The sequence below is a fragment of the Streptomyces sp. NPDC029296 genome (assembly GCF_055569255.1).
The window spans coordinates 93,131-114,756 of the sequence record NZ_JBVHXT010000015.1; the positions used below are offsets into that span (position 1 = coordinate 93,131).

Below are 21,626 nucleotides of genomic sequence, written 5' to 3' on the forward strand. Positions count from 1 at the left end.
TGCGACCGAGGCGACCACGACGCCCGGTGCTCGTTGTATGTGTTGCCTGATGTGTCGAATGTGCGCCTTCTAGAGGGCCCCCGCATCAGCTGAGCCTCGCGCCCCGAAGCGAGACCCGTGGCATGTCCGTGCGCCGTAGGCCGTACGAAGCCGCACGGACACTCTCCCTGCCGCAACCGCATGCACCCGTGCCCGGGCACCACCCACGCCCGCGCACTCGACAGTGACGGAAACCCACGTGATCACCACCTCGGGCCTGACCAAGGTCTACCGCTCCCGCGGCCGTGAGGTCACCGCCCTCGACGGCGTCGATCTCCACGTCCGCGAAGGCGAGGTTTACGGCGTCATCGGCCAGTCCGGCGCCGGCAAGTCCTCCCTCATCCGCTGCGTCAACCTGCTGGAGCGCCCCACCTCCGGCACCGTGACCGTCGCCGGGCAGGACCTCACCGCCCTGGCCGGACGCGGCCCGCGCGCCGGCCGGGAACTGCGCCGCGCCCGCAGCCGGATCGGCATGGTCTTCCAGCACTTCAACCTGCTGTCCACGCGGACCGTGCAGGACAACGTCGAACTGCCGCTGGAGATCCTCGGCACGTCCGGCAAGGAGCGCTCGCGCAAGGCCCTGGAGCTGCTCGACCTCGTCGGGCTCGCCGACAAGGCCAAGGCCTACCCCGCCCAGCTCTCCGGCGGCCAGAAGCAGCGCGTCGGCATCGCCCGAGCCCTGGCCGGCGACCCCAAGGTGCTGCTCTCCGACGAGGCCACCAGCGCCCTGGACCCGGAGACCACCCGCTCCATCCTCCAGCTGCTGCGCGACCTGAACCGGCAGCTCGGCCTGACCGTCCTGCTCATCACCCACGAGATGGACGTCGTGAAGTCGATCTGCGACTCCGCCGCCCTCATGGAGCGCGGCCGGATCGTGGAGTCCGGCACCGTCAGCGAGCTGCTGGCCACCCCGGGCTCCACGCTGGCCGCCGCGCTGTTCCCGGTGGGCGGCGAGGCCACCGGCGCCGACCGGACCGTCCTCGACGTCACCTTCCAGGGCGAGAGCGCCACCCAGCCGGTCGTCTCCCAGCTCGCCCGCACCTACAACATCGACATCTCCATCCTCGGCGCCGCCATCGACACCGTCGGCGGCCTCCAGGTCGGCCGGATGCGTATCGAGCTTCCCGGCCGCTACGAGGAGAACGTGGTCCCGATCGGCTTCCTGCGTGAACAGGGACTGCAGATCGACGTCGTGGGCCAGGACGCCCCGCTGGTGAAGGAAGGTGCCAAGTGACCTGGTCGGAGATGCAGCCGCTGCTGTCGGACGCGTGTAGCCAGACACTCACCATGGTGCTCTGGTCCACCGTGATCGCCGTCGTCGCCGGCCTGCCGCTCGGCATCCTCCTCGTCCTCACGGACCGGGGCGGCCTGCTGCAGAACGTGTTCGCCAACAAGGTGATCGGCCAGGTCGTGAACGTCGGCCGCTCCATGCCGTTCATCATCCTGATGGTCGCGCTGATGAGCTTCACCCGCTGGGTCACCGGCACCACCATCGGCACCACCGCGGCGATCGTGCCGCTCGCGATCGGCGGCATCCCCTTCTTCGCCCGCCTGGTCGAGACGGCCGTGCGCGAGGTGGACCAGGGGCTCGTCGAGGCCGTGCAGTCCATGGGCGGCAACACCTGGACGATCGTCCGCAAGGTCCTCGTCCCCGAGGCCCTGCCCTCGCTGATCGCGTCCACCACCACCACGATCATCGCGCTCATCGGCTACTCCGCCATGGCCGGCACGGTCGGCGGCGGCGGCCTCGGCGACCTCGCCGTCCGCTACGGCTACCAGCGCTTCGAGACCGAACTGATGTGGATCACCGTGGCGATCCTCGCGGTCGTCATCTCCCTCATCCAGTTCGCCGGCGACTTCGCCGCCCGCTCCCTGCACCGCCGCGGCGCCCGCTCCGGACCCGCCCCGAAGCTCCGCCTGCTGAAGGCCAAGGAGCCCGCGGCGGCCGAGATCAGCAAGGTCGCGTAAGGCACCCAGGCTCCCCGGTCACCCGTACCCGGGGTCGCACCACCCTTAAGGAAAGGCACTTTTCGTGCGTAACACCGCCAAGCTCACCACCGCCGTCCTCGCCGCCTCGGCCCTCACCCTCGGGCTGACCGCCTGCGGCTCCGACAAGGACTCCGGCTCCTCCGACACCAGCGGCCCGCTGATCGTCGCCGCGAGCCCGACCCCGCACGCCGAGATCCTGAACTTCGTCAAGGACAAGCTGGCGAAGAAGGCGGGCCTCGACCTGGAGGTCAAGGAGTTCACCGACTACATCGCGCCGAACACGGCGACCGAGGACGGGTCGGTGGGCGCCAACTACTTCCAGAACCAGCCGTACCTCGACGACTTCAACAAGAAGCGCGGCACCCACATCGTGCCCGTCGTCACGGTCCACCTGGAACCGCTCGGCCTGTACTCCCACAAGGTGAAGAAGGCCGATGAGCTCAAGAGCGGTGCGACCGTCGCCGTCCCCAACGACGCCGTCAACGAGGCCCGCGCCCTGAAGCTGCTCGCCGACAACGGGCTGATCACCCTCAAGGACGGCGCCGGCAACGAGGCCACCCCGCGGGACATCACCAAGAACCCCAAGGACCTCAAGTTCAAGGAGGTCGAGGCGGCCCAGACCCCGCGCTCCCTGGACGACGTCGACGCGGCCGTGGTCAACGGCAACTACGCCATCTCCGCCGGCCTGAAGCCCGCCAAGGACGCCCTCGTCCTGGAGTCCCCGAAGGACAACCCCTACGGCAACTTCCTCGCCGTCAAGGAGGGCAACGAGAAGGACCCGCGGGTGACCAAGCTCGCCAAGCTCCTCACCTCGCCCGAGGTCAAGAAGTTCATCGAGGACAAGTACCAGGGCTCGGTCATCCCCTCCTTCTGACCCGCGGAGGGGGACTGAAGCCATGCGCACGTCCGTCGTCGCGGTGGCGGCCCTGGCCCTCGGCCTCGGCCTCACCGCCTGCGGCTCCGGCACGGACTCCGGCAAGGGCGGTGGCAAGGACGGCACCCTCGTCGTCGGCGCCACCGCCGTCCCGGCCGGCGAGGTGCTCACCTACGTCAGGGACCACCTCGCCGCCAAGGCCGGCCTGAAGCTGGAGATCAAGGAGTTCACCGACTACGTCCTGCCCAACACCGCCCTCCAGGAGGGCGAGCTGGACGCCAACCTCTACCAGAACCAGCCCTACCTGGACGACTTCAACAAGTCCAAGGGCACCGACCTGGTCTCGGTCGTCAAGCCCTATCTGCCGCCCATGGGCGTCTACTCGCACCGGACCAAGGACGTCACCGACCTCGCCGACGGCGCCACCGTCGCCGTACCCAACGACGTCACCAACGAGGGCCGCGCCCTGAAGCTGCTCGCCGCCGGCGGCGTCATCGCGCTGAAGGCGGGCGCCGGCGCGGACGCGTCCCCCGCCGACATCGCGGACAACCCCCGGCACCTGAGGTTCAAGGAGCTGGAGGCCGCCCAGCTGCCGCGCTCGCTCGACGACGTGGACGCCGCGGTCATCAACAACAACTACGCCCAGGACGCGGGCCTCAGCCCCGCCGAGGACGCGATCCTGCTGGAGTCGGCGAAGAACAACCCGTACGCCAACCTCCTCGCCGTCAAACGCGGCCACGAGGACGACCCACGGGTGAAGAAGCTCGCCGGCCTGCTCGTCTCACCCGAGGTACGCGCCTTCATCAAGGACAAGTACCACGGCTCCGTCCTGCCCGCGACCGGCGGCTGACGGCCCGCCCACCGCGTCCGGCGACGCACGGGGTCCGCTCCCTCGCCGGGAACGGACCCCGTCGTGCGCTTCGGTGGTTTCATGCTGCATGCTGGGCAGTTCAGCGGACCTGACGGCCCGGACGGTCTTCCGAGGAATCTTCCGAAGGTTACGGAGCGGCGCATGACGAGCACCTTCCCCAACATCTCCATCAGCACGGAGCGGTTGGTGCTGCGTCCCCTGGACGAGGACGACGTGCCCGCCCTGGCCGAGATGATGAACGACGAGCAGGTCGTCGCCTGGACCACCGTCCCCCACCCCTATACCGAGGCCGACGCCCGCCACTGGATCACCCGGCTCGCCCCCGGCGAGCGCACCGGCGGCCACGGCATCGTCCTCGCCGTCACCGAGTTCCTCACCCAGCGGCTCGTCGGCCTCGTCCACCTGAAGAACACCGACTGGCGGGTGCGCTCCAGCGAACTGGCCTACGTCATCGCGCCCTGGGCCCGCGGCGAGGGCTACGCCTCCGAATCCTGCCTCGCCATCGCCCAGTGGCTCTTCCACGACCAGGAGTTCGAGCGGCTGGAACTGCGCACCGCCGCCGGCAACACCGCCTCCCAGCAGGTGGCCCAGAAGATCGGCTGCATCAGCGAGGGCGTGCTGCGCAACGCCTGGATAGCCCGCTCCAGGACCGAGGACGGCGGCTGGGCCCGGGTACGCACCGACGTCATCGTCTGGAGCCTGCTGCCCGAGGACCTCGCCGGGGTCGGCGAGCAGCTGGCCGACGCGAGTGGTTTCACCTCGTACTCGGACTGGAACTGAGACTTCCGGGCGTCACCAGGTACGCTCACGGAGCCCGCGAACGGGCTCCCTCCCCGAAGACCCGCGCAGAACCACTGGAGACTGACGACGATGGCCGACCGGGTCACGGTGATCGGCTGGGACGGCTCGCCGCTGACCGCCGCGGCACGCGGCGCCCTCGGCGCCGCCACCCTCGTGGCCGGTGCCGCCCACCACCTGGCGCTGCCCGAGGTACCGCCCACCGCCGAACGCGTCCGCCTCGGCAGCCTCCCCCTGGCCGCCCGCCGCATCGCCGCCCACCGCGGCACCGCCGTCGTCCTCGCCGACGGCGACCCCGGCTTCTTCGGCGTCGTCCGCACCCTGCGCGCGCCCGAGTTCGGCCTCGAGGTCGAGGTCGTCCCCGCCGTCTCCTCCGTCGCCACCGCCTTCGCCCGGGCGGGCATGCCCTGGGACGACGCCCAGGTGGTCGTCGCCCACCCGCGCACCCTGCGCCGCGCCGTGAACGTCTGCCGCGCCCACACCAAGGTCGCCGTCCTCACCGCGCCGGGCGCCGGCCCCGCCGAACTCGGGCTGCTGCTGGAGGGCGTGCACCGCACCTTCGTCATCTGCGAGGAACTGGGCACCGAACGCGAACAGGTCAGCGTCGTCACCTCCGACAAGGCCGCCGACCACACCTGGCGCGACCCCAACGTCGTCATCGTCATCGGCGGGCGGGCCGGCGCGGGGGAGGGCGGCGGCTGGATCGCCGGCCGCGACCCGGGCACCGGCCCGCGGGGCTGGGTACAGCCGGACGCGAGCTACGGCCCACAGCCCGATGAGGGGTACGGCCTCCAAGTGGACGCGGGTTACGGCGACGGGCCGGGGGGTGGCCCGGGCGGTGGCCCCTCCGGTGGTTCGGCCGGTGGCCCCGGCGGTGGTTCGGCCGGTGGTCTCGGCGAAGGGGAGAAGGAGCTGCTGCGCGCCGCCCAACTCGCCCGCCTGGGGCCCCGGACCGGCGACCTCGTGTGGGACATCGGCTGCGGCGCCGGCGCGTTCGCCGCCGAGGCCGCCCGCGCCGGCGCGGCCGTCATCGCCGTCGATCGCGACCCGCACGCCTGCGCCCGCGCCGAGCGGGCCGCCCGCCGCTTCGGGGTGCAGCTCCAGATCGTCCATGGCGGCGCCCCGCACGTCCTGGAGGACCTGCCCGAGCCGGACGTCGTACGGGTCGGCGGCGGAGGACCGGCCGTCCTCTCCGCGGTCGCCGACCGGCGCCCGCAGCGCATCGTCACCCACGCCGCCACCCGGGACGCCGCCGAACGCGTCGGCCGCGACCTGACCGAGCACGGCTACCGGGTCCAGTGCGCCCTCGTCCAGTCCGTCGAACTCGACACCCGGGCCTGGACCGAGACCGAGCGGAACGTGGCGTTCCTGCTCAGCGGGGTACTGCCCGATCGCGCCCCGTGATCGTGTTGTCATACCGCGCGCGGTAGGCTGGCCGATCGTTGTACCGCACCGGTGACCCGAACTTCGTTCGCCAATGTCCGGATCGCACGCCCGTCTTGGGGCGGGTGTGGTACGGCGGACCGGAGGACGCGCAACGTGGCGCAGTCCACAGCGGGCTGTCGCGGATCATGCTGTCGCGACGGCCGAACGGCCGGGACAATGCCACTGAATGGCTTTGTCGCCTTTTCCGGCGGGCCGTTCGTGCCGCTGGGCACGGACGCTCGTTCTTCACTGCGGGGCGGTCGGTGCGCCGTTCCGGGTGAGCTGGTCGTAGGAGCACTAACCGATGGGCGAGGGGTACGCATGACCGACACCGGCCAGGTCCCGGGCGAGGGGCAGCCGGAGAGCGCAGGCATGGTGGAACAGCCGGGCGTCCCCGCGCACGGCGCGTACACCTACCTGTCCGAGGCGCCCGCCGAGGACGAGGACCTGCTGCTGCCGGGTGCCCAGGGCGCGTGGGGCAACGAGGTGCCGCCACCCGCTCCGGAACCGGTGGTGGAGGCCGTCCACGAGCCGGGTCCGCACGAGACGGCCGGCCGTGACACCGGCTCGGTCGACCTCGGCGGCGTCCGCCTGCCCGCCTCCGGTCCCGCGTCGGTGCCGCCGTCGCCCATCCTCTCGGCGCCGCACGACCCGACGGCCGCGCCGCAGCCGCCGCGCCGTCCGCTGCACCTCGGCCCGCCCATCCCCGACGCCTCCGCGAGCCCGGTCCGCTCCCTCGCCGACCGCGGCCCCGCCGGAGCACCGGTACGACAGCCCGCCCCGCCGGCCCCCGGCCCCGAGTACCTCGACGCCCAGCCCCAGCCGGCCCCTCGGAACGCGGCCCCCTGGGGAGCGGCGCCCGAGGGACAGGCACAGGCCGAGGTGCAGGGGCAGGCCGGCGAGCAGCCTCAGCCGCGGGCCGAGGTTCCGGACCAGGCGGACGCGCAGGCCCAGGTCCCGGGCGAGGTCCAGGCGGCGGAGGTTCCGGCCGGGGCTCAGGTCGAGACGCAGGGCCGGGCCCCGGCCGGGGCCGAGGCGCCGGTTCAGGCCGCTGCCCTGGCCCAGGCTCCGGTCGGCACGCGGGCACCGGCTGCCGAAACGGTTGGCCCGGCCGCGCCCGCCTCCGCCGAGCCGGCCGACGCGGCCCAGGCCACGGTGGCCCGCCTCGCGAGCCAGGCGGCGGCCCAGAGCGCGCCCGGCGACACCGGTCACGTGCCCGTCGTCCACGGACACGACGGGGTGGTGTACACCGTCCCGGCGGAGGCGCCGGCTTCCGAAGGCACGGCTCCGGACGTGCCGTCCGAGGGTGCCGAAACCGTTGCGGACGCCGTGGATACGGCGCAGCCCGTGCGGGAACCGGCAGCCGAGGACCAGGCGGCGCCCGAGGAGACCCTGCGGGTCGCGCAGGCTGCCGAGGCCGCAGCGGCGTCTGTCGAGGCCGCCGCCGCTGCCGTGTTCCCCGAAGCGGCCGTGGTCCCCGAGGCAAGCGGTGCGCCGGGCGCGCCCGAGGCCGAAGCCACGACGGCCGAGGCGACCGGCCTCCCGGCCCCCGAACCCGCCGTGGCCGAGGCGGCACAGCCGAGCGCGGCCGTCGAACCGGCCGAGGACGCGCAGCCCGCCCCGGCCGTGCGGCCGGAGACCACCGCGCAGGTCACCGACCCCGCCCGGCTCCAGCCTGCCGCCGACGCCCCGGAGCCCGTGGCGCCCACCGACCAGGCTTTCGCCGCAACGCAGGAGCCGGCCCGGGCCGCCGTCCAGGGCGCGGCCGAAGACGCGGTTGCGACCCCGGCCCCGGCTCCCGCCGAGACCCCGGTCGCCGTCCAGGCCACGGACCCGGCCGCCGGCCAGGAGATGCCCCAGGCCATGGACCCGGCTCCCGCCGAGGTTCCGGTCGCTGTCCAGGAGTCGACCCCGGCCATGGACCAGGACGTGTCCCAGGCCGCCCACCAGGCTCCCGCCGAGGCTCCGGTCGCTGTCCAGGAGTCGACCCCGGCCACGGACCAGGACGTGTCCCAGGCCGCCCACCAGGCTCCCGCCGAGGTTCCGGTCGCCGTCCAGGCCACGGACCCGGCCGCCGGCCAGGAGATGCCCCAGGCCATGGACCCGGCTCCCGCCGAGATTCCGGTCGCTGTCCAGGAACCGGCCCAGGCCGCCGGCCAGGAGATGCCCCAGGCCACCGTCCCGGCTCCCGCCGAGACCCCGGCCGTGGCCCAGGCCACCGACCAGGCCGCCCCCGAAGCCCCGGCCGCCCCCGAAGCCCCGGCCGACGGCGTCGCCCCGGTGGCCGAGCCCCCCGCTCCGGTCGCCGCCCCCGCCGCCCCGCAGGGCGCCGCCCCCGCCGCCGCACCGGCCCTGCCGGACCCGGCCGCCTCCGACGCCGTACCGGCCGCCCAGCCCGCCGTAGCGCAGACCCCCGAGACGCCGCACTCGCAGGCATCCGCCGAGGCGCCGCAGCCGCAGGCACCCGTCGAGGCGCCCGAGCCGGCCGTGCTCCAGCCGCAGGAAGCGCCGCTCCCCGAGCACGCCCCGCACAGCGCCGGAGCCGAAGCCACCCCCGAGGCCGAAGCCGACGTCCCGGTGGCCCCCGCCGCCCCCGGCGCCGACGTTCCGGCGTCCCCCGTCGCACCCGAGGCCGCCCCCGCCGCCCCGGTGGCCCCCGTCGCGCCCGCCCCCGGGCAGCAGCCGCAGGCAGTGGAGGCCACCGCCCCCGTACCGGCCGCCGCGCCCCGGTCCCACCCGGTCCCGCAGGCACCGGCGGCGCGGGACACCGCCGTACCGGACCCGACGCAGCCGCTCGGGCAGTTCGTGCCGGTGCAGGGCCAGGCGCCCACCACCCCCCGCCCGGCCCCCGCAGCCGGACCGCAGCAGCCGGAACCGGCGGCCACCGTGCCCGCGCCCCGCGAGGGCGAACCGGCCGGGGCGGACGGGGAGCCCGCGCCCGGCGTCGTACAGCACGCGGAGGACCCGGAGACCGGGGCCGCCGACCAGGAAGAGAGCACGGCCCCGGTGGCGGAAGCACGACAGTCCACCGGCCCGGCCGCGCCCGCCTACGCCGACGCCGAGCGCGAGGCCGTCCTGAAGGTGATGCGCGAGCGCCGCGACATCCGCAACGGCTTCCGCGGCGACCCCATCCCGCACGAGGTGCTGCTCCGGGTCCTGGAGGCCGCGCACACCGCGCCTTCCGTGGGCCACTCGCAGCCCTGGGACTTCGTCGTCGTCAGATCCGCCGAGACCCGGCGGACGATGCACGAACTGGCGATGCGGCAGCGCGAGGCCTACGCCAAGTCGCTGCCGAAGGGCCGGGCCAAGCAGTTCAAGGAACTGAAGATCGAGGCCATCCTCGACACCCCGGTCAACATCGTCGTCACCGCGGACCCCACCCGCGGCGGCCGGCACACGCTCGGCCGCCACACCCAGCCGCAGATGGCGCCCTACTCCTCGGCGCTCGCGGTGGAGAACCTCTGGCTCGCCGCCCGTGCCGAAGGCCTCGGCGTCGGCTGGGTCAGCTTCTTCGACGAGCGGGAGATGGTCCGCGCGCTCGGCCTGCCCGAGCACCTGGAAGTCGTCGCCTACCTGTGTGTCGGGTACGTCGACGAGTTCCCGGACGAGCCCGAGCTGATGCAGGCCGGCTGGTCCAGGAGACGCCCCCTGTCCTGGGTGGTGCACGAGGAGACATACGGCCGCCGCGCCCTGCCCGGAGAGGAACCCCACGACCTGCTCGCCGAGACCGTCGCACAGATCCGCCCGCTCGACGCCAAGGCGCTCGGCGAGGCATGGGAGCGCCAGAAGCGCATGACCAAGCCGGCCGGCGCGCTCGGCATGCTGGAGATCATCTCCGCACAGCTGTGCGGGTTGTCCCGCCAGTGCCCGCCGCCGATCCCGGAACCCGCCGCCGTCGCGATCTTCGCCGGCGACCACGGCGTGCACGCCCAGGGCGTCACCCCCTGGCCGCAGGAGGTGACCGCCCAGATGGTGGCCAACTTCCTCGGCGGGGGAGCCGTCTGCAACGCCTTCGCCACCCAGGTCGGCGCCGAGGTGTGCGTCGTGGACGTGGGCGTGGCCGCCGACCTGCCCGCCACGCCGGGTCTGCTGCCGCGCAAGATCCGCGGTGGCACGTCCGACATGACCACCGGCCCCGCCATGACCCGCGAGGAGGTCAAGGCGGCCATCGAGGTGGGCATCGAGACCGCCCGCGACCTGGTGGCGGCCGGCAACAAGGCACTGCTCACCGGTGAGATGGGCATCGCCAACACCACCGCGTCCGCCGCGCTGATCTCCGTCTTCACCGGCGCCGACCCGGCCGAGGTGACCGGGCGCGGCACCGGCATCAACGACGAGACGCTGGCCCGCAAGACCGACGTCGTCCGCCGCGCGCTGGAGTTCCACCAGCCGGACCCGGCCGACCCGATCGGCGTCCTCGCGGCCGTCGGCGGCTTCGAGCACGCGGCCATGGTCGGCCTGCTGCTCGGCGGCGCGTCCCTGCGCACGCCGGTGATCCTGGACGGCGTCAGCGCCGGCGCGGCGGCCCTCGTCGCCCGCGCGATCGCCCCCGAGGTCCTCGCGGCCTGCATCGCCGGCCACCGCAGTGCCGAGCCCGGCCATGTCGCGGCGCTGAACAAGCTGGGCCTGCGCCCCCTGGTCGACCTCGACCTCCGTCTCGGCGAGGGCACGGGCGCCCTGCTGGCGCTCCCGCTCGTGCAGAGCACGGCGAGGGCGATGCACGAGGTCGCCACGTTCGACGCGGCGGGCGTCACCGAGAAGTAAGGGACGGGCGCCCGGTACGCGCGGTACCGGGCGCCTGCCGGCGTCCGTGGGCCCGTGTCCGCGCGTTCGGCCCGGGAAGCACCCGGGCCGAACGACGGGCACGCCGTCCCGCACCCGCAGCGGTGGCGGGGCCGGCCTGCCCAGCCATCGGACACCCGCCCCACCCGCACCGCCGCCCACGTAAAATCCGCACGTCAGCGCCACCGCAAAGCCACCGGAGGACGCCCTCATGGCCGAACACCCCGCCTATCCCGTAGGCCTCCGCCTCTCCGGCCGCCGCGTGGTCGTCCTCGGCGGCGGCACCGTGGCCCAGCGCCGCCTCCCGGCCCTGATCGCGGCCGGCGCGGACATCACCGTCGTCTCCCCGGAGGCGACCCCCTCGGTCGAGGCCATGGCCGAGGCGGGCGAGATCGCCTGGGAGCGGCGGGCCTACGCCGAGGGCGACCTCGCCGACGCCTGGTACGCCCTCATCGCCACCAGCGACCACGCCGCCAACACCCGCGCCTCCGCCGAGGCCGAGCGGCACCGCGTCTGGTGCGTCCGCTCCGACGACGCCGACCAGGCCACGGCGTGGACCCCGGCGACCGGCCACAGCGAGGGCGTCACCGTCGCCGTACTGACCACGCACGCCCGGGGCCGCGACCCCCGCCACACCGCGGCCATCCGGGACGCGGTCGTGGAGGGCCTGCGCGACGGCACCCTCGTCGCCCCGCACCACCGCACCCGCACCGCCGGCGTGGCCCTGGTGGGCGGCGGCCCCGGCGACCCCGACCTGATCACCGTCCGGGGCCGGCGCCTGCTCGCCGAGGCGGACGTCGTCATCGCCGACCGGCTGGGCCCGCGCGATCTGCTCGCAGAGCTGCCGCCGCACGTCGAGGTGATCGACGCGGCCAAGATCCCCTACGGCCGCTACATGGCCCAGGAGGCCATCAACAACGCGCTGATCGAGCACGCCAAGCAGGGCAAGGCGGTGGTCCGGCTCAAGGGCGGCGACCCGTTCGTCTTCGGCCGGGGCATGGAGGAGGTCCAGGCGCTCGCCGAGGCCGGCATCCCGTGCACGGTGGTCCCCGGCATCTCCAGCTCCATCTCGGTGCCGGGCGCCGCCGGCATCCCGGTCACGCACCGGGGGGTCGCGCACGAGTTCACCGTGGTCAGCGGGCATGTCGCGCCCGACGACGAACGCTCCCTGGTCGACTGGCCCTCGCTGGCGAAGCTCACGGGCACCCTGGTGGTCCTGATGGGCGTCGACAAGATCGGGAAGATCGCCGAGACGCTCGTCGCGCACGGCAAGCCGCCGACGACGCCGGTGGCCCTGGTCCAGGAGGGCACGACGGCCGCCCAGCGCCGGGTGGACGCCACCCTGGCCACGGTCGCCGAGACGGTCCGGACCGAGGACGTGAAGCCCCCGGCGGTCATCGTCGTCGGCGAGGTCGTACGGGTCGGACCGGAGCCCGCCGCCTGACCGCGCACGCCCGGGGCAACCCCGGAGCAACCCCGGGTAACTCAAGCATCACCCAGCCGTTCAGCACTTCCAGGACAAGGCAGTATCACCTGTGGCCGATCTCATCACCGTCGACGACCCCGACGACCCGCGCCTGAGCGACTACACCGGCCTCACCGACGTCGAGCTGCGCCGTCGGCGGGAGCCCGCGGAGGGCCTGTTCATCGCCGAGGGCGAGAAGGTCATCCGCAGGGCCGGGGAAGCGGGCTACGAGATGCGGTCGATGCTGCTCTCGGCCAAGTGGATCGACGTCATGCGCGACGTCATCGACGAAGTCCCGGCGCCGGTGTACGCCGTCAGCCCGGAACTCGCCGAACGCGTCACCGGCTACCACGTGCACCGCGGCGCCCTCGCCTCCATGCGGCGCAAGCCCCTGCCGACGGCCGTCGAACTGCTCCGCACCGCCCGCCGCGTGGTCGTCATGGAGTCGGTGAACGACCACACCAACATCGGCGCGATCTTCCGCTCCGCGGCGGCCCTCGGCATGGACGCGGTGCTGCTGTCGCCCGACTGCGCCGACCCGCTGTACCGGCGGAGCGTCAAGGTGTCCATGGGCGCGGTGTTCTCCGTGCCGTACGCCCGGCTGGAGACCTGGCCGAAGGGGCTGGACCCGGTCCACGAGGCCGGTTTCACCCTGCTCGCGCTCACCCCGGACGAGAAGGCCGTCAGCCTGGACGAGGCCGCCCCGCACCGCATGGACCGGGTGGCGCTCATGCTCGGCGCGGAGGGCGACGGCCTGTCCAGGCAGGCCCTGGCCGCCGCCGACGCATGGGTCCGCATCCCGATGTCCCACGGCGTCGACTCCCTCAACGTGGGCGCGGCGGCGGCGGTGGCGTTCTACGCGGTGGCGACGGGCCGCCCCGCGTCCTGACCGGCGGGACGGCACCCGGCGCCCCGCCGGGTTTGCGGCACCGCACCCGGCACCCGGCCGCTGTCCCCGGGGTCCCGGGCGAGGGCCCCGCTTCCGGCGCCCGGCCGGCTTCCCGCTCCCGGGCGTCGTGACCCGGGGCGCTACGCCCGCTGGTCGGCCGCGGGCGCGCCGTCACCCGTCGGCGCAGTCACGGTCCGTACCTCATGGCCCGGCTGCGCCGGACGAACCGGCTGCGCGTGCCGCTCCCGCCGGACTCCGCCGTCGCCGCCGAGCCCGCGTGCCGGGCCCTGGCAGCCCTGGGCCACCGCGATGCCGAGCGCCACCAGCAGCGTCACCACCACGAACACGAACAGCCGCTGCCGCAGCAGCCGCGGATTGGCCGGCCTTCGCACACCCCCCGCCGGGCGCCGCCCGGCACCACCGCGCGGAGCCGGACGGCCGCCGCCGGAACGCGGGCCGCCGCCGCGAGGTGCCGGGGTGGGCCGCACCGTACCCGGCCGGGCGGAGGGGACACCGCCGCGCCCGGCGCCGCGCGCGGCCGCGCCCCCACGGGACGGCACGTCCCCGCGCGTGGGGACCCCGCCCCTGGACGGCACACCGCCCCGGGCCGGGGCACCCCCGCGGGACGGCGGCGTCCCGGGGGAGCCGCGCCGCTGGACGCGCTGCGGCTCGGGGTAGGTGTCGGCGAGCCGTCCGGTGGGCCGGTCGGCCTCGGCGGCCCGCGGATGGGGCGGCCGTACGTCGTTCAGCCCCTGCGCCTCCCGGGCGGCGATCTCCTTCAGGCGCAACGACAGCTGGAGCGTGCTGGGCCGCTCCTCGGGGTCCTTCGCCAGACAGGCCCGGATCAGTGGAGCCAGCGCGTCCGGTACGCCGGCCAGGTGCGGTTCCTCGTGCACCACCCGGTACAGCATCACCTCGGAACTGCCGTGCCCGAACGGCGAGTCGCCGGTCGAGGCGTACGCCAGGGTCGCGCCCAGGGAGAAGACGTCGGTGGCCGGGGTGACCGCCGCGCCGCGCACCTGCTCGGGCGCGAGGAAGCCGGGGGAGCCGACCGCGGTGCCCACATGGGTGAGCGTGGAGGCCCCGGTGGCCCAGGCGATGCCGAAGTCGATGATGCGCGGGCCCTTGGGAGACAGCAGGATGTTGGAGGGCTTCAGGTCCCGGTGGACGACTCCCGCCTCGTGGACCGCGACCAGCCCCTCGGACAGGGCCGCGCCGATCGCCGCCGTGTCCGCGGCGCCGAGCGCCCCCTCCTCGGCGACCTTGTCGTGCAGGGAGGGGCCGGGCACGTACTGGGTGGCGAACCACGGCCGCTCGGCCTCCAGGTCGGCGGCGACCAGCCGGGCCGTGCAGCCGCCGCGGATCCGCCGGGCCGCGGACACCTCGCGCGCGAACCGCGACCGGAACTCCTGGTCCTCCGCCAGGTCCGGCCGGATCACCTTCAGCGCGACCCGCTGCCCCTTCTTGTCGGAGCCGAGATACACCACGCCCATCCCGCCCGCGCCGAGCCGTCGGTGAAGCCTGAACGAGCCGACGACGCGCGGGTCCTCGCGCCTCAGGCGCATCATCGCCATGTTCATCCCCGCTGCCCGGTCCCTGTGACGTGGCACAGCTTACGTTTCCACGGCCGCCCGCGCGCAGAGGCCGCGCCCTCTCGGCGGGACGGATTGTGCGGGCCGTCCAGGGGAGGTGAAACCCGGTCAGCACGCCGTGGATTACGGCGACTTCGAGCCGGCCGGGCTCCCAACCCGCCTGCCGCTCCGGGAGGTTGAGCTCGCGCGGAGCGGCGGCATCCCCGGTGCCACCCCCGCCGGACGCCGGGCAGGGACCGTCCCCGGGCGGGCCCGGGCCCCGCCTCGCGGCCGGCTCCCGGGCCCCCTTCGGACACCGGTCCGAGTGATCGAAGTCACTCCCCCCGGTGAGCGGGATACTTCCGAAATGACCGGACAGGGCGGGCGCCCCCTCCGGGAAGACCCCGATACCCGGGCCCGCTTCTCCACCCAGGGGAGTACTTCGCGGCTCGGGGCTCATCCTCGCGGAGGCCCGGCAATCGGTACGAGGGCATGACGTCACCCGCGGGGGCCGCGCCTAGATTTGAGGACAAGCGGCGGGTGCGGTACTCGTCCCCCGAGCCAGGACGCCCGCCGCTGCCGACGACAACCGAACAGTCAGGAGAGGGACCATGGCCCACACGGCACCGCGACGCACGGCGTTCGCTCCCCGCCGGACGGGCCGCCGCCACCCCTTGGTGGCGACGCTCATGGCCCTTCCCCTCGCGGCCCTGCTCCTGCTCGTCTTCGACGGCTGGGAGACGGTGGCCACACAAGCGTCGTCCGTGGGTGCGATGCTGGGGCGCTGAGCGGCGACCCCAGGCCCGGAAGAGCGGTCCGGGCGGGGACATCGATCCATGCAACCCCGTGGGGACGGGGGTACGGCGGACGGCAACAATGCCGGCGCGGCTGGGGAGCCGCGCCGGCATTAGCCGTTTCCCGCCACCACGTCGCGGCCCGCCGTCACGGCGGCGGACTTCTGCCGCCGCGCGGCTCCGAGCCCCTGGCCCCGGCCCGCGAGGTTCCCGCGTCCCCCGCGGGCGCCCCGCCGCCGGCCTTCGCCGCACCCCGCCGACACGGGCGAGCGACCCTCACCGGTACTCGCGACCACCCCCGGTCTCCCCGCCCGGCCCCCCGGGTACCCTCGGCCGGACAGCCACCCTTCCCGAGGCAGCCTTGACCGCAGACACAGCCCCCCGCACGGCCGCGGCCACCCCCGCCCCCGCGGATCCCCTCGTATCCGCCCTGACCGCCCACGCCGAGGCGGCAGCCCACCCCCGCGGCACCCCCGCCCCCTGCTCCTGCGCCGGTGCCCCCCTCGCCACCCGCCCCGACGCCACCGTCGTCCGTCACGCCGACGCCGTGGCCAAGGCACACGCCCCCGGCACCGACCGCACCGCGCTGACCCTCCGCGTCGCCACGGCCGCCCGGCTCCCGGACGTACTGCTGCCACCCCTCACCCCCGCCCCGGCCCCGCTGCGCGATCCGCACGACCGCCTCGCCACCCTCTGGCCGTACGGCACCCCCGTCGACCCCGACGACCCGGACGCGGCCCCCTGGGAGGCCGTGGCCGCGCTGCTGGCCCGGCTGCACCGCGCCCCCGTCTCCGCCGGTCTCCCCCGGATGCGCGGCCCCGCCAAAGCCGCCCGCGCCCTCGACCGGCTCCGCTCGGCCCTGCGCACCGCGCCCGACGCGCCCGCCCGCCCCGCCGCCCGCCCGGTCCTCGCCGCCTGGGCCGCCCTGCCGGCCTGGGCCAGGGCGAAGGCGCCGATGCCCGGCCCGGCGGCCCTCTGCCACGGCGATCTGCACCTCGGCCAGCTCGTCCGGTACCCCGCCCCGGGCGGCCCGTGGCGGCTCATCGACGTGGACGACCTCGGCACCGGCGTCCCCGCCTGGGACCTGGCCCGCCCCGCCGCCTGGTACGCCTGCGGACTCCTCCCGCCGGGCGAGTGGACCCGCTTCCTGACCGCCTACCGGCGGGCCGGCGGCCCGGCCGTGCCCGCGGACGGCGATCCCTGGCCCGCGCTGGACGTCCCGGCCCGCGCGCTCACCGTGCAGACGGCCGCCCTGGCGATCACCAAGGCGCTCGCCGCCGGCCGCCCGCTGGACGAGGTGGAGCAGGCCGTGGCGGACGCCTGCGCGCGCATGCCGTCCGCCCCCGCGCACCCTTCGGGACCGGCGCCGGAAAACCCGGACTAGGCTGCAACCGCCCGGGACCGGACGGAGTCTGTCCTGGGGGAACACGAAGCGGTACCGACCGGCGAGGAGTTGAGCCGAGCATGCAGTGTCCGAAGTGCCATGCGCCGATGCACACCTACAACCGCAACGGCGTCCAGATCGAGCAGTGCAGCGGCTGCCGCGGCATATTCCTCGACTACGGCGAGCTGGAGGCGCTGACCCGGCTGGAGGCGCAGTGGTCGCAGCCGGCCCCGCCCCCGCCGTCCGCTCCGCAGGCCTACCCGGCGGCCCCGCCCGCACCCGCCTGGGGCGCCCCGCACGGCGGTCACCACGGCGACCACGGTCACTACGGCCACCAGCGCCACAAGAGCTTCGGCCGCATGCTGTTCTCCAGCTGAGCGCACGAAGAAGCCCCCGGCCGTACGAGACGGCCGGGGGCTTCTTGCTGTGTGGACGATACTGGGATTGAACCAGTGACCTCTTCCGTGTCAGGGAAGCGCTCTCCCGCTGAGCTAATCGTCCGGGAACCGTGACCTGCGAGTCACAGACAGTGCGCGATACTGGGATTGAACCAGTGACCTCTTCCGTGTCAGGGAAGCGCTCTCCCGCTGAGCTAATCGCGCGGGGGACCTTCGAGAAGATCCGGGATCCGAGGATCCAGTGGACGATACTGGGATTGAACCAGTGACCTCTTCCGTGTCAGGGAAGCGCTCTCCCGCTGAGCTAATCGTCCTTGGAGGTGGAGACGGGATTTGAACCCGTGTAGACGGCTTTGCAGGCCGTTGCCTCGCCTCTCGGCCACTCCACCAGGAGTGTAGGGGATCGGGACGACCCCTTCTTCCTTCGAGCGGACGACGAGGCTCGAACTCGCGACCTCAACCTTGGCAAGGTTGCGCTCTACCAACTGAGCTACGTCCGCTTGTCGTTTCCGGTCCGCTTCCGCGTCCCGGCGACGTGTTGAACTCTAGCGGATTCCTGGGCCAGCACAAAAACGCGTTTGCGCAGCGTGCTGCGGTGCGCCCCGCGTACCTCGCGGTCAGCGCCCCCTCCGGGACATCCCGGGGCCACCCGCGGGACACCCGGCCTAGACTCGACCACGTGCTCCACCACCCCTCGGGACTCGCCCCTCTGGCCCGTTTCGGCGACCGAGTCGCCACCGGTCTGCTCGACGTCACCAGCGACCCGGCCGCCCTGGACTCCACCGGCTTCTGGGCCGTCTGCGCGGACTTCGAGGGCCGGCTGACCTGCGCCCGCTTCGCGGACGTACGCGAGGAGCCGGTGCCCGCGCCGCGCCCCGGCCGCTGGCGGGGCCCGCGACCGGGGGAGTGGACCTCCTCCCTGGACCGCGCCGCGTACACGGCGGCCGTCCGCCGCATCCGCGCGCACATCGCGGCCGGCGAGGTCTACCAGGCCAACCTCTGCCGGGTGCTCAGCGCGCCCGTCGCCCCCGGCGCCGACGTGGACGCCCTGACCGCCGTACTGGCCCGCGGCAACCCCGCGCCGTACGCGGGCACGATCCGGCTGCCGGAGCACGGCGTGGAGATCGCCACCGCCTCGCCGGAGCTGTTCCTGCGCCGGGACGGCCGCACCGTCGAGTCGGGGCCGATCAAGGGCACCGGACGCACCGAGGCGGACCTCCTGGAGAAGGACTACGCCGAGAACGTGATGATCGTGGACCTGGTCCGCAACGACATCGGGCGGGTCTGCGCGACCGGCAGCGTGAGCGTCCCCGACCTGTGCGCGGTGGAGAAGCACCCGGGCCTCGTCCACCTCGTCTCCACCGTGCGCGGCGAGCTGCGCGCGGACGCCGGCTGGCCGGAACTGCTGGCCGCGGCCTTCCCGCCCGGCTCGGTCACCGGCGCCCCCAAGTCGAGCGCCCTCGGGATCATCGAGGCGCTGGAGACGGCACCGCGCGGCCCCTACTGCGGCGGCATCGGCTGGGTGGACGCCGACCGGGGCACCGCCGAGCTGGCGGTCGGCATACGCACCTTCTGGATCGACCGCGCCGCGGGCGTCCTGCGCTTCGGCAGCGGCGCCGGCATCACCTGGGGGTCCGACCCGGAGGGGGAGTGGCGGGAGACCGAGCTGAAGGCGTCCCGGCTGCTCGCGGTGGCCTCGGGCGCGTACGAGGACACCGGGGAGGCGCTCGGATGAGGATCTGGCTGGACGGCGGGCTGCGGGAGGCGGAATCCGCCCTGGTCTCCGTCCTCGACCGGGGCCTGACGGTCGGCGAGGGCGTCTTCGAGACCGTGAAGACGGTCCACGGCGAGCCGTTCGCGCTCACCCGGCACCTCGCCCGGCTGACCCGCTCCGCCCGCGTCCTTCGCCTGCCCGACCCCGACCACGACGAGATCCGCCGCGCCTGCGCGGCCGTACTGGACGCCAACCCGATGCCGCTCGGCCGGCTGCGGATCACCTGCACCGGCGGCCGGGGCCCGCTCGGCACCGGCCGCGGCGAGCGGGAACCCACCCTGGTGGTCGCCGTCGGCGAGACCACCCGCCGCCCCGACTCCACCGCGGCGGTCACCGTTCCCTGGACCCGCAACGAACGCGGCGCCCTCGCCGGCGTGAAGAGCACGTCGTACGCCGAGAACCTCGTCGCCCTCGACCGCGCCCGCCGACACGGCGCCTCCGAGGCGCTGTTGGGCAACACGGCCGGACGGCTCTGCGAGGGCACCGCGACGAACGTCTTCGTCGTCCTGGACGGCGAGATCCACACCCCGCCGGTCGCCTCCGGCTGCCTGCCCGGCATCACCCGCGCCCTGGTCGTCGAGTGGACGGGGGCCCGGGAGACCGACCTGCCGCTGGACGTCCTCCAGCGCGCCGACGAGGTCTTCCTCACCTCCAGCCTGCGGGACGTACAGGCCCTGCACCGGATCGACGGACGCGAACTGCCCGGTATCCGGGGCCCGGTGACCGCCGAGGCGATGCGCGTCTTCGACGAGCGGTCCGGGCGGGACCTGGACCCCTGAACCGGGAAAACCGGCTGACTCGGCGGGTGGGCGTGGGTAGAACACCTGGATGACGACGACCCTGCGGCCGGCCGAGCCGCTCCGGCAGAACCCCGACGGGACCCGCTCACGGCGCTACGCGGTGTGCGTGAACAGCCGTCCCGTCGGCGAGATCCACCTCGGCACCTCGCCGTCCCTCGGCGACCCGGTGGCCCGCATCGTCGACCTGCGGATCGCCGAGCCCGACCGGCGGCGCGGACGGGGCACGGTGGCGGCGCTCGCGGCGGAGGAGGCGGCCCGGGGCTGGGGCTGCGTGCAGATGGAGGTCCTGGTGCCCGTCACGGCCGGCGCCGCCCTGCGCCTGTTCCACACCCTCGGCTACACCGTGCGCAACCGCGGCATGGAGAAACGCCTCGGCGGCACCCCGCCCGCGCTGCCCGCGGGCAGCCGCGCGCGGCCCATGACGGAGGAGGAGTACGCCGCCTGGGCGGCGGCGGAGAGCGAACGGTTCGCCCGCACGTGGACCGATCTCGGCGTCCCCGAGGCAGCCGCCCGGGCCAAGTCCCGCGACGACCACGCCCGGCTGCTGCCGCACGGCCTCGCGACCGACGGCATGCTCTTCAGCGTGCTGGAACACGAGGGCGGCGCGGTGGGCACCCTGTGGGTGGCGGTGCAGGAGACCAAGGCGTTCGTGTTCGACGTGCAGACGTCCCCGGCCCACCGGGGCCGCGGACACGGCCGTACGCTCATGCTCCTCGCGGAACGCCAGGCGGCCGAGTCCGGCCGCCCGGCCCTCGGCCTCAACGTCTTCGCGGGCAACACCCCCGCCGAGCACCTGTACGCGTCACTCGGCTACGAACCGGTGCTCCACTGCCTGAGCAAGCCCTTGCTGTAGCCGGGGCCCGAGGGCGGTGGTGCGCGGCGATCGCGGTGCGCAGCTCGGGGACGCCGGGGCCCGGCGGGTACTGGTTGCCGCGCCCGTCGCGCAGCGCCCGGATGGCCGCCTCCCGGATCTCCTCGGGGCCGTCGGTGTCCGGCCGGCGCACGGCACCGATCAGGCCCGCCACGGATGCCGGCGGGCCGGCCCGGCCGGTGCTCAGGCCTGCCCGGCGGCGCGGCCGGCCAGCAGGCGGTCCGCGATGTCCTCGATGCGTGCGCGCAGGCCCTCCTGGCTCTTGCCGCCGTCGAGACGCTCGCCGCCGATGACGTACGTCGGCGTACCGGTCACGCCGATCGCCTTCCCCTCGGCCTGGTCGGCGTCCACGGCCAGGATGTGCCGGCCGTCGATCAGCGCGGTGTCGAACTCCTCCGCGTCCAGTCCCAGCTCCCGCGCCACCTCGACCAGGAAGGGTTCTCCCTGACGGTCCAGCTCCGCGACCCGCTCCAGTACGGCCTCCACGTACGGCCAGCCCTTGCCCTGCTCCAGCGCCTCCTCGGCGGCCTGCGCGGCGGCGAAGGAGTGCTTGTGCTTCTCCAGCGGGAAGTGCCGCAGACGCAGCCGGAGCCGGTCGCCGTAGCGGGCGCGCAGGGCGCGTACGTCGTCCAGGGCGGTACGGCAGTCGGGGCACTGCAGCTCGCACCAGACGTCGAGGACGAGGGCATCGGCGCGTGCGGGGGAGGAGTCGCTCATGCCCACCAGTCTTCCAGGCCGGGCGGGGCGCCCCAACCGGGACCTCGGCGCACGCGGTCGGCCGCGCACCGGTACTTCCGTAGGAGAGGACCCGGAGATGTCCCCGATGTCCGGCTGGACCATGGCCTCGCGGGGATCGGGCGGTGCACGATGGAAGCGACGAACCGAGCCCGCCAGGAGGACCG

17 protein-coding genes, 5 tRNA genes and 1 pseudogene are annotated in these 21,626 nt (G+C 74.5%); 15 read left to right on the forward strand and 8 right to left on the reverse strand.

Annotated features, from left to right (window positions below; all coding sequences use genetic code 11):
• Positions 1-238 precede the first annotated feature (238 nt).
• The 9 genes from ACZ4W9_RS15540 to ACZ4W9_RS15580 all read left to right on the forward strand — a co-directional run bounded on the left by ACZ4W9_RS15540 (position 239) and on the right by ACZ4W9_RS15580 (position 13,132).
• Positions 239-1,273, forward strand: a complete 1,035-nt coding sequence (locus tag ACZ4W9_RS15540; RefSeq protein WP_467935855.1) for a methionine ABC transporter ATP-binding protein — start codon at positions 239-241, stop codon at positions 1,271-1,273.
• Positions 1,270-2,007: a methionine ABC transporter permease gene (locus ACZ4W9_RS15545; protein ID WP_467935856.1), complete on the forward strand. Its 738-nt coding sequence runs from the start codon at positions 1,270-1,272 to the stop codon at positions 2,005-2,007. The genes ACZ4W9_RS15540 and ACZ4W9_RS15545 overlap by 4 nt, the downstream gene beginning before the upstream one ends.
• Positions 2,008-2,071: 64 nt before the next feature.
• Complete coding sequence (locus tag ACZ4W9_RS15550; RefSeq protein WP_467935857.1) at positions 2,072-2,902, forward strand: MetQ/NlpA family ABC transporter substrate-binding protein; 831 nt, start codon at positions 2,072-2,074, stop codon at positions 2,900-2,902.
• 22 nt (positions 2,903-2,924) lie between these two features.
• On the forward strand, positions 2,925-3,752 hold the full coding sequence (locus ACZ4W9_RS15555; RefSeq protein ID WP_467935859.1) for a MetQ/NlpA family ABC transporter substrate-binding protein: 828 nt from the start codon (positions 2,925-2,927) through the stop codon (positions 3,750-3,752).
• Positions 3,753-3,914: 162 nt separating this feature from the next.
• Entirely contained in the window at positions 3,915-4,553 is a 639-nt protein-coding gene (locus ACZ4W9_RS15560) for a GNAT family N-acetyltransferase (protein WP_467935860.1), read from the forward strand.
• A 90-nt stretch (positions 4,554-4,643) separates the two neighbouring features.
• The gene (cbiE, locus tag ACZ4W9_RS15565; RefSeq protein WP_467935862.1) at positions 4,644-5,975 is read left to right on the forward strand and encodes a precorrin-6y C5,15-methyltransferase (decarboxylating) subunit CbiE; all 1,332 of its coding nucleotides are present in this window, start codon (positions 4,644-4,646) and stop codon (positions 5,973-5,975) included.
• A 342-nt stretch (positions 5,976-6,317) separates the two neighbouring features.
• Complete coding sequence (cobT, locus tag ACZ4W9_RS15570) at positions 6,318-10,760, forward strand: nicotinate-nucleotide--dimethylbenzimidazole phosphoribosyltransferase (protein WP_467935863.1); 4,443 nt, start codon at positions 6,318-6,320, stop codon at positions 10,758-10,760.
• 229 nt (positions 10,761-10,989) lie between these two features.
• Positions 10,990-12,222, forward strand: a complete 1,233-nt coding sequence (gene cobA / locus ACZ4W9_RS15575) for a uroporphyrinogen-III C-methyltransferase (protein WP_467935865.1) — start codon at positions 10,990-10,992, stop codon at positions 12,220-12,222.
• A 91-nt stretch (positions 12,223-12,313) separates the two neighbouring features.
• Positions 12,314-13,132, forward strand: a complete 819-nt coding sequence (locus ACZ4W9_RS15580) for a TrmH family RNA methyltransferase (RefSeq protein WP_467935866.1) — start codon at positions 12,314-12,316, stop codon at positions 13,130-13,132.
• Between the two features lie 140 nt (positions 13,133-13,272).
• Here the strand turns inward: ACZ4W9_RS15580 and ACZ4W9_RS15585 are convergent, their stop codons facing one another.
• Entirely contained in the window at positions 13,273-14,712 is a 1,440-nt protein-coding gene (locus tag ACZ4W9_RS15585) for a serine/threonine-protein kinase (RefSeq protein WP_467935868.1), read from the reverse strand.
• 602 nt (positions 14,713-15,314) lie between these two features.
• Here ACZ4W9_RS15585 and ACZ4W9_RS15590 point away from each other — a divergent pair.
• The 3 genes from ACZ4W9_RS15590 (at position 15,315) to ACZ4W9_RS15600 (ending at position 17,258) form a co-directional block, all read left to right on the forward strand.
• Complete coding sequence (locus ACZ4W9_RS15590) at positions 15,315-15,491, forward strand: hypothetical protein (protein WP_014671580.1); 177 nt, start codon at positions 15,315-15,317, stop codon at positions 15,489-15,491.
• 367 nt (positions 15,492-15,858) lie between these two features.
• Positions 15,859-16,881: a phosphotransferase family protein gene (locus ACZ4W9_RS15595; protein ID WP_467935870.1), complete on the forward strand. Its 1,023-nt coding sequence runs from the start codon at positions 15,859-15,861 to the stop codon at positions 16,879-16,881.
• 80 nt (positions 16,882-16,961) lie between these two features.
• On the forward strand, positions 16,962-17,258 hold the full coding sequence (locus ACZ4W9_RS15600; RefSeq protein WP_467935872.1) for a TFIIB-type zinc ribbon-containing protein: 297 nt from the start codon (positions 16,962-16,964) through the stop codon (positions 17,256-17,258).
• A gap of 52 nt (positions 17,259-17,310) precedes the next feature.
• Here ACZ4W9_RS15600 and ACZ4W9_RS15605 read toward each other — a convergent pair.
• From ACZ4W9_RS15605 to ACZ4W9_RS15625, 5 genes are all read right to left on the reverse strand, one after another.
• Positions 17,311-17,382: transfer RNA gene (locus tag ACZ4W9_RS15605), tRNA-Val, on the reverse strand.
• Between the two features lie 29 nt (positions 17,383-17,411).
• Positions 17,412-17,483: transfer RNA gene (locus ACZ4W9_RS15610), tRNA-Val, on the reverse strand.
• Positions 17,484-17,521: 38 nt separating this feature from the next.
• Positions 17,522-17,593: transfer RNA gene (locus ACZ4W9_RS15615), tRNA-Val, on the reverse strand.
• A 1-nt stretch (position 17,594) separates the two neighbouring features.
• Positions 17,595-17,668, reverse strand: a tRNA-Cys gene (locus ACZ4W9_RS15620).
• 38 nt (positions 17,669-17,706) lie between these two features.
• Positions 17,707-17,779 (reverse strand) — tRNA-Gly (locus ACZ4W9_RS15625).
• Between the two features lie 179 nt (positions 17,780-17,958).
• Between ACZ4W9_RS15625 and ACZ4W9_RS15630 the strand changes: the two genes are divergently transcribed.
• Genes ACZ4W9_RS15630 through ACZ4W9_RS15640 form a run of 3 tightly spaced genes read left to right on the forward strand, consistent with a single transcriptional unit; the run spans position 17,959 to position 20,706 of the window.
• Positions 17,959-19,014, forward strand: a complete 1,056-nt coding sequence (locus tag ACZ4W9_RS15630; protein ID WP_467935873.1) for a chorismate-binding protein — start codon at positions 17,959-17,961, stop codon at positions 19,012-19,014.
• A complete protein-coding gene (locus tag ACZ4W9_RS15635) occupies positions 19,011-19,832 on the forward strand; it encodes an aminotransferase class IV (protein ID WP_467935875.1) in 822 nt (273 codons plus the stop codon). Before ACZ4W9_RS15630 ends, ACZ4W9_RS15635 begins: the two co-directional genes overlap by 4 nt.
• Before the next feature lie 49 nt (positions 19,833-19,881).
• Complete coding sequence (locus ACZ4W9_RS15640) at positions 19,882-20,706, forward strand: GNAT family N-acetyltransferase (protein ID WP_467935877.1); 825 nt, start codon at positions 19,882-19,884, stop codon at positions 20,704-20,706.
• A gap of 7 nt (positions 20,707-20,713) precedes the next feature.
• On the opposite strand, the pseudogene ACZ4W9_RS15645 reads toward ACZ4W9_RS15640, so the two are convergent.
• Positions 20,714-20,911, reverse strand: a pseudogene (locus ACZ4W9_RS15645) (hypothetical protein); the annotation flags it as partial.
• Positions 20,908-21,441 carry a DsbA family protein gene (locus ACZ4W9_RS15650; RefSeq protein WP_467935878.1) on the reverse strand — a complete coding sequence of 178 codons (534 nt, stop codon included), beginning with the start codon at positions 21,439-21,441 and terminating at the stop codon, positions 20,908-20,910. The gene ACZ4W9_RS15650 and the pseudogene ACZ4W9_RS15645, both read right to left, overlap by 4 nt.
• Positions 21,442-21,626 lie beyond the last annotated feature (185 nt).